13 protein-coding genes are annotated in these 11,762 nt (G+C 71.0%); 10 read left to right on the forward strand and 3 right to left on the reverse strand.

What is annotated here, in order from left to right; translation table 11 throughout:
* Positions 1-34 precede the first annotated feature (34 nt).
* From VFJ94_RS04185 to VFJ94_RS04215, 7 genes are all read left to right on the forward strand, one after another.
* Positions 35-946 carry a ribonuclease Z gene (locus tag VFJ94_RS04185; protein ID WP_325002935.1) on the forward strand — a complete coding sequence of 304 codons (912 nt, stop codon included), beginning with the start codon at positions 35-37 and terminating at the stop codon, positions 944-946.
* 213 nt (positions 947-1,159) lie between these two features.
* Positions 1,160-2,173 carry an ABC transporter ATP-binding protein gene (locus tag VFJ94_RS04190; RefSeq protein WP_325002936.1) on the forward strand — a complete coding sequence of 338 codons (1,014 nt, stop codon included), beginning with the start codon at positions 1,160-1,162 and terminating at the stop codon, positions 2,171-2,173.
* Complete coding sequence (locus tag VFJ94_RS04195; RefSeq protein ID WP_325002937.1) at positions 2,170-2,991, forward strand: ABC transporter permease; 822 nt, start codon at positions 2,170-2,172, stop codon at positions 2,989-2,991. Before VFJ94_RS04190 ends, VFJ94_RS04195 begins: the two co-directional genes overlap by 4 nt.
* Before the next feature lie 60 nt (positions 2,992-3,051).
* On the forward strand, positions 3,052-4,479 hold the full coding sequence (locus tag VFJ94_RS04200; RefSeq protein WP_325002938.1) for an ABC transporter permease subunit: 1,428 nt from the start codon (positions 3,052-3,054) through the stop codon (positions 4,477-4,479).
* Positions 4,480-4,506: 27 nt separating this feature from the next.
* Positions 4,507-5,169 carry a plastocyanin/azurin family copper-binding protein gene (locus VFJ94_RS04205; RefSeq protein ID WP_325002939.1) on the forward strand — a complete coding sequence of 221 codons (663 nt, stop codon included), beginning with the start codon at positions 4,507-4,509 and terminating at the stop codon, positions 5,167-5,169.
* Between the two features lie 66 nt (positions 5,170-5,235).
* On the forward strand, positions 5,236-6,108 hold the full coding sequence (locus tag VFJ94_RS04210) for a PhzF family phenazine biosynthesis protein (protein WP_325002940.1): 873 nt from the start codon (positions 5,236-5,238) through the stop codon (positions 6,106-6,108).
* Positions 6,109-6,127: 19 nt separating this feature from the next.
* Complete coding sequence (locus tag VFJ94_RS04215; RefSeq protein WP_325002941.1) at positions 6,128-6,664, forward strand: DUF1697 domain-containing protein; 537 nt, start codon at positions 6,128-6,130, stop codon at positions 6,662-6,664.
* 27 nt (positions 6,665-6,691) lie between these two features.
* On the opposite strand, the gene VFJ94_RS04220 is transcribed toward VFJ94_RS04215, so the two are convergent.
* On the reverse strand, positions 6,692-7,447 hold the full coding sequence (locus VFJ94_RS04220) for an RNA methyltransferase (RefSeq protein ID WP_325002942.1): 756 nt from the start codon (positions 7,445-7,447) through the stop codon (positions 6,692-6,694).
* Positions 7,448-7,534: 87 nt separating this feature from the next.
* Between VFJ94_RS04220 and VFJ94_RS04225 the strand changes: the two genes are divergently transcribed.
* Together VFJ94_RS04225 and VFJ94_RS04230 are read left to right on the forward strand one after the other, a co-directional pair.
* Entirely contained in the window at positions 7,535-8,677 is a 1,143-nt protein-coding gene (locus VFJ94_RS04225) for an LLM class flavin-dependent oxidoreductase (protein WP_325002943.1), read from the forward strand.
* Positions 8,674-9,291, forward strand: coding sequence for an FMN reductase (locus VFJ94_RS04230; protein ID WP_325002944.1), 618 nt, complete (start codon positions 8,674-8,676; stop codon positions 9,289-9,291). Before VFJ94_RS04225 ends, VFJ94_RS04230 begins: the two co-directional genes overlap by 4 nt.
* 65 nt (positions 9,292-9,356) lie before the next feature.
* Here the strand turns inward: VFJ94_RS04230 and lhgO are convergent, their stop codons facing one another.
* Positions 9,357-10,565: an L-2-hydroxyglutarate oxidase gene (gene lhgO, locus VFJ94_RS04235; RefSeq protein ID WP_325002945.1), complete on the reverse strand. Its 1,209-nt coding sequence runs from the start codon at positions 10,563-10,565 to the stop codon at positions 9,357-9,359.
* Between the two features lie 153 nt (positions 10,566-10,718).
* Between lhgO and VFJ94_RS04240 the strand changes: the two genes are divergently transcribed.
* Positions 10,719-11,105, forward strand: coding sequence for a DUF2695 domain-containing protein (locus VFJ94_RS04240; protein ID WP_325002946.1), 387 nt, complete (start codon positions 10,719-10,721; stop codon positions 11,103-11,105).
* Between the two features lie 268 nt (positions 11,106-11,373).
* Here the strand turns inward: VFJ94_RS04240 and VFJ94_RS04245 are convergent.
* Positions 11,374-11,762: HNH endonuclease signature motif containing protein (locus tag VFJ94_RS04245; RefSeq protein WP_325002947.1), on the reverse strand; the 389-nt coding region annotated here is incomplete at its 5' end.

Raw genomic sequence — 11,762 nt, forward strand, 5'->3', positions numbered from 1 at the left:
TCGGCGGGGCAGGTCGGGGGAGGGGGTCGGGTCGGTGAGTGCCCGCGAGCTGGTCGTCCTCGGGACGGCGTCCCAGGTGCCCACCCGGCGGCGGGCGCACCACGGGGCGCTGCTGCGCTGGGACGACGAGGGCGTGCTCCTCGACCCCGGCGAGGGCACCCAGCGCCAGCTCACGCTGGCCGGCGTGCCGGCGGGCGCGATCACCCGGATCTGCATCACCCATCTGCATGGCGACCACTGCCTTGGTCTGCCGGGCATCCTGCAGCGGCTGGCGCTCGACGGCGTGGAGCGCCCGGTCGACCTCTACTTCCCGGCGGCGGGCCAGGAGTACGTCGACCGGCTCGTGCACGCCAGCGTCGCCCATCGGCTGCCGCCGCTGCGGGAGCATGCCGTGTCGGCGGACGGCGTGGTGGACGCCGGACCGGCCTTCACGCTGCACGCCCGGGCCCTGGACCACCCCATCCCGACCTACGGCTGGCGGTTCGAGGAGCCGGTGGCGCGGCGCATGCGCGCCGACCTGCTCGCAGAGCGAGGCATCCACGGCCCTGACGTGGGGCGGCTCGTGCGGGAGGGCGTCCTCGACGTGGGCGGACGGCGGGTGCGGGTGGAGGAGGTCAGTGAGCCACGCCCGGGGCAGGTGTTCGCCTTCGTGATGGACACCCGGGTATGCCGTGCCGCCGTGGACCTCGCGCAGGATGCGGACCTGCTCGTGTGCGAGTCGACGTTCCTCGCCGCAGAGGGCGCGCAGGCCGCGGCATACGGCCACCTCTCCGCCACCGACGCCGCGGGGATCGCAGCGCAGGCGCGGGCGCGCCGGCTCGTCCTCACCCACTACTCGCAGCGGCACCCCGACGAGGCTCGGTTCGCGGAGCAGGCGCGCGTGGTGTTCCCGGAGACCCACGCCGCCCGGGACCTCGACCGCATCCCGGTGCCGGCACGGCGCTGACGAGCGACCACCACTATTTCCGATTCCGGGGACCTGGCCGCACGAGCAGGAATATCGTGTGAGACACCTTTTGCACCATGTTTGGCCGCACCAGTCTGGTCTTGGCGCCGGGCCCGAGGATCGGGGTCCCGAGACGGCCGCGCGGCTGACGGACCGACTCGGTCCCGGCTTATCGAACGTCCTTACGCAGACCACATCGGGGGGGTCGGCAGGATGAACCAAGCCCTTGGCTCGCGGAACGCCGGCGAGACGGAGATTCTCGCGGCCGAGAACCTGCGAAAGACCTATGGGGACAGGGTGGCCCTCAAGGGGCTCACCTTCTCCCTCAAGGCGGGACGGGTGCTCGGCTTCCTGGGTCCGAACGGCGCCGGCAAGACCACCTCGATGCGGATCCTCACCACGATCCTGCGGCCGTCGTCCGGTCACTTCGTCGTCGACGGCATCAGCTCGCGGCATCCCGAGGCCATCCGGCGCAGGATCGGGGTCCTGCCCGAGGGCCTGGGGTTTCCCAAGCAGCTCACAGCGACCGGATACCTGGCGTATTTCGCCCAGCTCTACGGTCGGCCGGCGGCTGAGGCACGACACGTCGCAGCGCGCCTGCTGGAGGATGTGGGGCTGCAGAACCGGGCCGAGTCCACCATCGGATCCTTCAGCCACGGCATGCGGCAACGGCTCGGCATCGCACGGGCGCTCGTCAACGACCCGGCCGTGGTCTTTCTCGACGAACCCACCCTCGGCCTGGACCCCCGCGGACAGCGAGAGCTGCTGACCCTGATCCAGGGCATTGCTCGGGAGCGCAACAAGGGGGTCATGTTGTGCAGCCATCTGCTGTCCGAGATCGAGGACGTCTGCGACGACGTGGTGATCATGAATGCCGGCGACGTCGTGGCGAAGGGCTCGGTCGCCGAGGTGGTCGGACAGGCGGACGCCAACCTGGACCATCGCGTCCGGATACGTGTGCCCGTCGGGTCGATCGCCGTGACCCGAGAGGTGCTCGACGCGGTCCCGGGCATCGCGGATGCCGCTCTCACCGAGGAGTCGTCGGGATGGCTCGCGGTGGAGCTCGCTGGTCCGGCGAACGGTTCCGGACCCGATGACGTGTCCCGGGTGAGGAACAGCATCCTCGACGCGCTCATCCGGGCGGACGTGCCCATCCTGGGCTTCGATGCCGGCGGCGGGCGGCTGCAGGACGTCTTCCTGAAGCTCACGGCGGTTGCCATCCCATGAGCCAGCAGCTGTCGGTTGGCCACGCGGGCGTCCACGCGCCACGTCGAACCGCTCCTGCGTGGTGGCTCGTGTGCAAGCAGGAGTGCATCGAGATGTGGGCCGGGGGACGGATCCTCAGGTTCCTGGCGATCTACACCGTCCTGATGTCGGTCACGGCCTACCTGTTGGCCACGAACAACGAGCTGAAGCTGGTGACGTTGAAGCAGACGGTCGTGGTCGCCGTCACGTCGGCCATGACCTTCGGGCTGTTCATCGGCCTGGTCATCGGCGCCGAGAGCATCAGCGGCGAGCGGGAGCGGGCAACCCTCGAGCCGCTGCTCCTCACACCGTCCGGCCACCGGCAGATCGTCGCCGGGAAGTTCCTTGCAGCGCTCACGCCCTGGCCCGCCGCGCTGGTCCTGTCGGTGCCCTACGTGGCGACCCTGTCCCAAGGAGACCCGGTGGTGTGGCGAGCCCTGTTCTGGGGTTCGGTGATGGGCAGTCTGCTGGCCACGGCGTTCGTCGGCTTCGGCATGCTGGTGAGCATCTGGACGGACTCGAGCCGGGTCAGTCTCTTCGTGTGCCTGCTGGTGTATGCCGGGTCTCTGATCCCCGCGCAGCTGCCCACCGAGTTCCTCAACTCGTCTGGCGGAGTGCTCGTCTCGGCCGTCGATCCGGTGGAGTCCTCGAGCCTGCTCCTGACCAAGGTGCTGGCAGAGGGCCGGTCCGTGGCCGAGGTGTGGGTGTACCTCGTCGCCCCCGCCGTGCTGACCGTCCTCATCCTCTCGGTGCTCTTCGTCTACTCCGCACCGCGCCTGCGTCTGACGGCTGGGGGATGACGGACCGCAGGCGACGGGCCAACCACAAGTGCAACAGGGACCACCCAGAGAGGCATTGCGATGAGCGTTGCGCATGACCACCTCGTCGAGCGGGTCGAGCGGCACGGCGTCGCCCCGCCCGTGTGGTGGCTGGTCTTCAGGCGCGAGTTCATCGACCTGTGGACCGGAGGCCGGGTCCTGCTCCTGCTGATCCTCTTCAGTGTCGTGATGTCCGTGACGTCGGCTCTCAGGCAGATCGAGAGCGAGCTCAGCCTGATCCCGCCGGTGGAGATGGCCTTTTTGACCATCCTCAGCGGCATCTCCTTCGGGCTCTTCGTCGGGATGGTCATCGGGGCGGACAGCATCAGCGGCGAGCGGGAGCGAGCGACCCTTGAGCCGCTCCTGCTGACCCCGGCACGACCACGGCAGATCGTCTTCGGCAAGTTCCTCGCGGCCATGTCACCGTGGCCCGTGACCTTCCTGCTCACCGTGCCGTACGTCGTCGTGCTGGCCCGCGGCGACGACAGCCTGCAACAAGGGTTGCTGCTGGGCGCCCTCCTCGGCGGGCTGCTCGCGATGGCGTTCACCGGGTTCGGCATGCTGGTGAGCATCTGGGCCAAGTCGAACCGGGCCAGCCTCTTCGCCAGCCTGGTCGTCTACCTGGTCTTCCTGATCCCCACCCAGTGGCCGGGAAGTGCCCAGAAGGGCGACCTGGGCTACCTGATCCAGCAGTTCAACCCGCTCCAGGCGTCGAGCGAGTTCCTCGAGAAGGTTCTCGTCAACAACAGGACCGTGGCCGAGAAGATGCCCTACCTGATGGCCGCGATCTTCTCGGCGGTCGGCATCCTCGCCGTGGTCTTCCTGTATGCCGCGCCACGGCTGCGGCTGGACGCGGAGGCCGGGCCGCCGCGCTCGGCGGCGTGGGGTCGGGTCGCGGGCGTCCTGCTCATCCTCGGCGCCACGGCGGCTCTCGTGTCGGTGCCGGCGCCCAGAGCGCAGGCGATGACCACCGCGTCGGGACAGGGCCTGCAGATCTCGACTGACCTGGGCTACAAGACGGTCAACGCGAGCGACGAGGTGGAGTTCAACACCGTGGTCATGAACGCCGGCTCGGAAGAGTCACCCCCGCTGAACGTCGCGATGAACATCGTGAAGACCGGCCAAGGGGATCCCGTCGATCCCGAGGACTGGTCGCCTGAGCGGACCCAGCAGGTGGATCCTCTGGCCCCGGGTGAATCGAGTGAGCAGACGTGGACGGTCGAGGCCATCCTCGAGGGGGACTACATGGTCTACCTGACCGTGCTTCCCAAGCCCAGTGGCCCCAACGCGACGACGCAACCGGTCTCCAGCCCGGGGATCCACCTCACCGTGAAGGCCTTCGCCAAGAGCAACCCCGGGGGAGTGCTGCCCGTGGCGATCGGCACCCCGGTCGCCCTGATGCTCATCGCGCTCGTTCCACGCCTGCGCCGCCGCAAGGCCAAGGACGAAGCTGCCGATGGTGAGTTCTGACGCTGCGACGAAGGATGGAGCACAGCCATGAGCAGGACCATGCAGGCGCGTGACGCCGCCGGGGGCGCGTCTTCCTGGACGGATGCCCGGAGCCTGACGCGACGGCGTTTCCACCGCGTGATGGGCCTCGGAGTCTGCAGCGCCCTGCTCGCGGCATGTAGCGATGCCGGCAAGCCGAACGCCGCCCCGTCGAGCGGGGCGGCGTCGAGCAGGACGGCGTCGAGCGCGGCGTCGACCTCCACCGGCCCGGACCCGGACGAAGTCGGAACAGCGACGCTGGACCCGGGCGCCAGCGCTCCGGTCGCCGCAGGGGTCGTGAAGCTGGAGGTGGGCAGCGCCAGTGGGGCCAGGGAGTTCCGGTACGACAAGGGCACGCTCGAGGCGCCGGTGGGCTCCAAGATCAGGCTGAAGTTCTCCAACCACACGGACCCCAAGGACGAGGTCGGCCACAACTGGGTGCTCGTCAAGGCCGGCCAGGAGAGCCGCGTCGTGGCCAGCGGCCAGGCTGCCGGTGACGACAAGGACTGGTTGGACGTGCACGACCCCGCCATCGTCGCGCACACCCGCCTGATCGAGGGAGGCCAGAGCAACACGATCACCTTCACCGCCCCCGCGGGCACCTACACCTACCTGTGCACCTTCCCCCAGCACTTCGCGGCGGGCGAGAAGGGCACGCTCGTCATCAAGTAGGGGCCGAAGCGATCGGAAGCGGCCGGTCGAGCCTTGCCGGCGGGCGCGTCCGGCAGACTGAGCGGCATGAAGCTGCCCTTTCGCCTGCTCAACGTCTTCTCGATCGAGGGCGAGCCCTTCTCGGGCAACCCGCTCTGCGTCATCACGGAGGCCGCCAGCGTCACCGAGGCGGACATGCAGTCCTGGGCTCGGCAGTTCAACCTCAGCGAGTCCACCTTCGTCACGGCCTTCGACGTGCGGTCGGCCGCGGCGGCCGTCCGGATCTTCACGCCGGCGCACGAGATGCCGTTCGCGGGGCACCCGACCCTGGGCACGGCATACGTCGTGGCCGAGGCGATCGGGACCCTGACCGGTGAGCACCTCGACCGGGTCACCCTCCACCTGCCCGCGGGGCCCATCCCGGTCACGCGGGAGGGCTTGCGGTGGGTGCTCCAGTCCCGGCCCCCGACCGCCCGCGACGTCACTGCCTCGCCCGCGCAGCTCGCCGAGGCGCTCGGGCTGTCGCCGGACCAGCTCGTGCCGGGTGCCGCTCGCTGGATCGACTGCGGCGTCGAGCAGCTCATCGTCCAGCTGCGGGACAGCGAGGCCGTGCGCGCCTGCCGACCGACGCACGACGGGTTGACCGCCTCAGCCATGCCGGCCCACGGCAACCCGCAGGTCTACGTCTGGGCCGAGACCGGCCCGCAGACCGCGGAGGCCCGGTTCTACTTCACCCAGGACGACGCCGTGCTCGAGGACCCGGCCACCGGGTCGGCCTGCGCCAACCTCGGCGGGTGGTTCGTCACGTCGGGGCGCCGAGACGTCCACCTCGAGGTCTCGCAGGGGACCGCGGTCGGCCGCCCGTCCCGCCTGTCGCTCAGGGTCACGGGCGAGGGGGACATCCTGGTCGGCGGCCGCGTCCGTGAGGTCGGGGCCGGACACCTCACCGCTGGGCACTGAGGCGAGGAGCGAGGCCCCCGTGCCGGCATACGTCGCCTTCCTGCGGGCCGTCAACGTGCGGCCCCGGTGGGTCAAGATGGACCAGCTGCGCGCCCTGCTCCAGGAGCACGGCTTCGGCGACGTGCAGACGCACATCCAGAGCGGCAACGTGCGGGTGACGACGCCGACACGCACCGCCGCGAAGGTCGAGGCGACCCTGAGCGAGCTCATCTCCAGCACGTTCGGCTTCGAGGTGCCGGTCATCGCACGGACCCCGGTCGAGCTCCGCGACCTGGCGACGGCCGTGGACGCGCTCCCGTCACCGCTCGGGGCTGCCGCCCGCCTCTACGTCGTCTTCGTCCGCGGCCCGCTCGGCGACACCACGGTGAAGCAGGTCAACGCCTGGTCCGAGCCGGGGGAGCGGGCGCTCGTGGTGGGCCGGGACATCGCGCTCTGGATCGACAGGGGCTTCCACGAGGCGAGGTTCCCGACGGCCCCCCTGTGGCGCTCCACCCCGGCCGTCACGACCGCGCGAGACATCAAGGTGGTGCGGGCGCTCGTGGAGAAGTGGTGCTGACCGCGCCGGACGGGCGCGAGACGCGGCTCAGGCCCGGGAGCGGCGGACGAGCTCGAAGCAGACGACGGCCGCCGCGGCGGAGACGTTGAGCGACTCGACGCCCGAGGCCATCGGCACCCTCACCCACGTGTCCACGAGCGCGGCGACGTCCGGTCCGAGCCCGGCGGTCTCGCTCCCGAGCACGAAGGCGACAGGCTGCGGCAGGCGGGCCGTGAAGAGGTCGGTGTCGCCTCCGGCATCGAGGCCGATCACCGCAAAGCCATGGTCCTTGAGCGCGGCGACGGCCTCGTGGGCGGTGTACGCCTTGAGGATGGGCGCTCGGAAGGCCACACCGGCGGAGGCCTTGACCACGAGCGGGTCGAGCGAGGCCACCCCGCGCCGGGGCACGACGATGCCGTCGATGCCCGCCGCGGTGGCCGAGCGCAGGATCATCCCGACGTTGGCCGGTGTCGTGATGCCGTCCAGGACGATGACGGTCCGCAGCCCCGGCTGGCCCAGCGCCGTCTCCAGGGGCAGCATCCGGGGGGCGATGACGTCGGCGAAGACCCCCTGGTCCTGGCGGCCGTTGCCGGCGAGCTTCTTGACGCGCTCGGCACTCGCGTGCTGCACCGCCACGCCGCGGCGGCGCGCGGACTGCTCGATCTCCCGGATGCCGGGTCCCCGGGCGCCCTCGGCGATGACGACCTTGTCGACGTGCAGCTGTGGGTCGGAGAGGACCTCGAGGACCGGGTTGCGCCCGTAGACGGTGATGAAGCGGTCCTTCGGACTGGTCTCGGAGGCCACGGGCACAGGATGACATACGGGAATCACACGGGAATGCGCAGGAGGGCGGACCCGTTAGAGTGATTGAACCGTCAACCAAGGAGCGACATGCAGTTCGGGATCTTCACCGTCGGCGACGTCACCACCGACCCGACGACGGGGCGCACCCCCACGGAGCACGAGCGGATCAAGGCGACCATCGCCATCGCCAAGAAGGCCGAGGAGGTCGGCCTCGACGTCTTCGCCACCGGCGAGCACCACAACCCGCCTTTCATCCCCTCCGCCCCGACCACGACGCTGGCCTACATCGCCGCGCAGACGGAGCGGATCATCCTCTCGACATCGACGACGCTCATCACGACGACGGACCCGGTGCGGATCGCCGAGGACTACGCCACGCTCCAGCACCTCGCTGACGGCCGAGTGGACCTCATGATGGGCCGCGGCAACACCGGCCCGGTCTACCCGTGGTTCGGCAAGGACATCCGAGACGGCGTCCCGCTCGCCATCGAGAACTACGCCCTGCTGCACCGGCTGTGGCGCGAGGACGTCGTCGACTGGCAGGGCCGCTTCCGCACGCCGCTCCAGGGCTTCACGGCCACCCCCCGCCCGCTCGACGGCATACCGCCCTTCGTCTGGCACGGCTCCATCCGCACCCCCGAGATCGCCGAGCAGGCCGCGTACTACGGCGACGGCTTCTTCGCCAACCACATCTTCTGGCCCGCCAGTCACACGGCGCAGATGGTGGGGCTCTACCGCCGGCGGTTCGAGCACTACGGGCACGGCGGCGCCGACCAGGCCATCGTCGGCCTCGGCGGACAGGTCTTCATGCGCAAGAACAGCCAGGACGCGGTGCGCGAGTTCCGACCCTACTTCGACAATGCGCCCGTCTACGGCCACGGCCCGAGCCTGGAGGACTTCACCGCGCAGACGCCCCTCACGGTCGGCAGCCCGCAGGAGGTGATCGAGCGCACCCTCGGCTTCCGCGAGTATGCCGGTGACTACCAGCGACAGCTGTGGCTGATGGACCATGCGGGGCTTCCGCTCAAGACGGTCCTCGAGCAGCTCGACCTCCTCGGTGAGGAGGTTGTGCCGGTGCTGCGCAAGGAGTTCGCGGCGCTCAAGCCGGCACACGTGCCGGACGCCCCCACGCACCAGAGCCTCCTCACCGCCGCCGGCGGCCCGGTGGCAAGCGTGGTCTCCGGTGTCGACGACGTCACCGGCGCCTCGCCGGAGGTGGCGCCGCGATGAGCACGGTCCGGATCGCCGTTCTCACCGCCGGGATCACCCGGCCCTCCTCGACGCGTCTCCTCGCCGACCGCCTCACCGAGGCGACGGTGCGCGGGCTCGGCGCGCAGCGCGACGCGGTCGTGGACGTCGTCGAGGTCCGGGACATCGCCCATGACCTGACCAACAACGTCCTCACCGGGTTCGCCTCGCCGGCGTTGCAGGAGCGGATCGACGCCATCACCGCCGCGGATGCGCTGATCGTCTCGACACCGGTCTACGCCGCTTCCTACAGCGGCCTGTTCAAGATGCTCGTCGACGTGCTGCCCCAGGACTCGCTCCGCGACACACCCGTCCTGCTCGGCGCCACGGGAGGCACCTCGCGGCATTCGCTCGCCATCGACCACGCCCTGCGACCGCTTTTCGCACACCTCGGGGCGCTCGTCGCCCCCGTGGGCGTCTTCGCCGCGTCGGAGGACTGGGGCAGCGTCGAGGCCGGCCAACTGGGAGTGCGGATCGAGCGGGCCGGCTCGCAGTTCGCGCGGCTGGTGACCGGCGCGGCGCCCGCCCCGCCGGTCGACCCCTTTTCGGACGTGACGCCGTTCGAGGCGCTCCTCGCCGACGCCTCGCGCCGCTGAGCGGCTCTGACCAGTCGGCCAGCGTGTGCCGGTCGGCGGCGCCCGGGGCGGGCCATGCTGGTCGGTCAGTCAAGGAGCAGCGGTAGCCCGAGCTCGTGCACGACCATGTCGGCGATGGCGAGCGACGCGGTGGCAGCGGGGGAGGGCGCATTGCGGATGCAGAAGACGTTGCCCACGCGGGTGAAGCGGAAGTCCTCGACCAGCGCGCCGTCGGCGTCCAGCGCCTGCGCCCGCACGCCGGCGGGGGCCGGCTGGATGTCGGCGGCGCGGATCTCCGGCACGTAGCGCCGAGCCCCGTTGAGGAAGGCGCGACGGCCCAACGACCCCCACGTCTCCGCCGCGCCGGTCCGGAGGTTTCGCCGGGCGAACTCGCGAAACGCCTTGTCGGAGATCAGGCCGCGCAGCTCGCGGACGTCGATGACGCCTTTGGTGTAGCCCTCCCGGGCAAGGGCGAGGACAGCGTTCGGCCCGATGAGGACGGATCCGTCGACGCGTCTTGTCAGGTGCACCCCGAGGAAGGGATACCTCGGGTCCGGGACCGGATAGATCAGTCCCTTGACGAGGTGGCGAGCGGCGGGCGCGAGCTGGTGGTACTCCCCGCGGAACGGCACGATGCGCGGGTATGCCGTGTCGCCCGCCAGGGCCGCCAGCCGGTCGGCGTGCAGCCCGGCCGCGATGATGACCCGGTCCGCCTCCACCTCGTCTCCGGATGCGGCCGTGATCCGGGTCGTCCGGCCGACGTCGATACCGGTGACCGCGAAGCCCGTGAGCAGTCGGGCCCCGTCGGACACCGCGTCGTCGACCATCGACCCGGCGACTCGGCCGAAGTCGACGATGGCGGTGGTGGGGGAGTGCAGCCCGCACCGGCCGCGAACGTGGGGCTCCACCTCGGTGAGCTCGGCTCCGGAGAGCCAACGCACCGAAGGGACGCCGTTGGCGCTCGAGCGCTCCGCGATGACGCGGAGGCGAGCCTCCTCCGGCTCGTCGAGGGCGATGAGCAGCTTGCCGACCTCGAGGTAGGGCAGCCCCTTCTCGGCGCAGTAGTCCCGCAGCAGCGCCACCCCTCGTCGGGACAGCCGCGCCTTCGCCGAGCCGGGGAGGTAGTAGAGGCCGGCATGCACGACGCCGCTGTTGCGGCTGGTCTGGTGGCGACCCGGCACCTGCTCCTTCTCAAGGATCGTCACCTCGACGCCCGGATGGGTGCGCACGAGGGCACGGGCGATGGAGGCGCCGACGATGCCGGCACCGATGACGGCGATCCGCTCGGGGCTCACGGGAACCCACGCTAGACGGTGTGCTGCCCTGGTCGGCAGTCGACGTCCACATCCGATCACGTGGCCGGCCGCGTCGTCCACAGCCGCCGGTGAACGCTTCGCGGCCGCGGGCACCAGGGGAGAGGCTTCGGGGACGACGAGAGGAGCGCGACGATGTCCAACGTCATCGACATCCGCACGAAGCAGCCCATCGGCCTCGACGGCAGGGACGCACCGGGGCCGGGGGAGTGCCTCGCGTGCTTCGTGCACCGCATGGTGGCCGATCGAGGGTGCACAGGTGTGCTGGGGTGGGTCGAGCGCTGGCGGTCGGAGCGTGCCCGCAGGGCCACGGCTCTCGCGGCTCGGCTGCAGCGGCGCGGCGCGACGTGCGACTGCGCGGTGATCGGCCGCGTGTGGAGCCTCTCAGCCGCGCTGTGGGAGCCCGACCCCACGTCCGGCGAGCTCCTCGAACCCGGCGTCCTGCCGCAGTGCCGCGGCGTGCGGCCCAACTCCACCCACCCGTGCGAGCACTGGGTCGACAGGCACGACCTCGCGCTCTAGCAGTCACTCACGGCACGCCGGGAACCGTCCGCTCAGCGGTCGCGCCGAAGGGCGCCCCGCCCCGTCACGTCACGTCCCGCTCCCTCCCCACCTCGAGTGGCCACTTCCGTTCACCCCCCGGGGCGCGCACGATCGCGCCCGCCCCCGGCCCCGCTCCCCACCTCGAGTGGCCACTTCCGTTCACCCCCCGGGGCGCGCTCGCCCGCCCCCGGGCGCGCTCGCTTACCCCCTGCGGGCGGTGGCCGGCGGGGGGTGCGGGGCGCGGTGGCTACAGGTGCCAGGTCACGGTGGTGGCGGTGATGGTCGGGACCAGGTCGTGGGCGTGGACGTAGGTGTGGTGCCGAGGGCAGAGCAGGCACGTGTTCAGCAGCGAGGTCTTCCCCCCACGGCACCAGTGCCGCCCGTGGTGCGCGTCGGTCCACTGCGCCGGGACGGTGCACCCCGGGAAGGTGCACCCCCGGTCCCGCTGCCACAACGCCACCCGCAGCCCCTTGGTCACCAGCCGCCATTCCCGCCCCACATCCAACGGTTGGCTCTTACCGCCCAGCACCATCGGGATGACCGCCGCGTCACACGCCAGCCGGCGCACCGTCTGCGGCGAGAGGACATCGCCTGACAACGTGACACCCGCTCCGCCGAGCGCACCGGTGAGGACCT

The organism is Intrasporangium sp., assembly GCF_035688975.1.
In the GTDB taxonomy this organism is placed as follows: domain Bacteria; phylum Actinomycetota; class Actinomycetes; order Actinomycetales; family Dermatophilaceae; genus CALMNV01.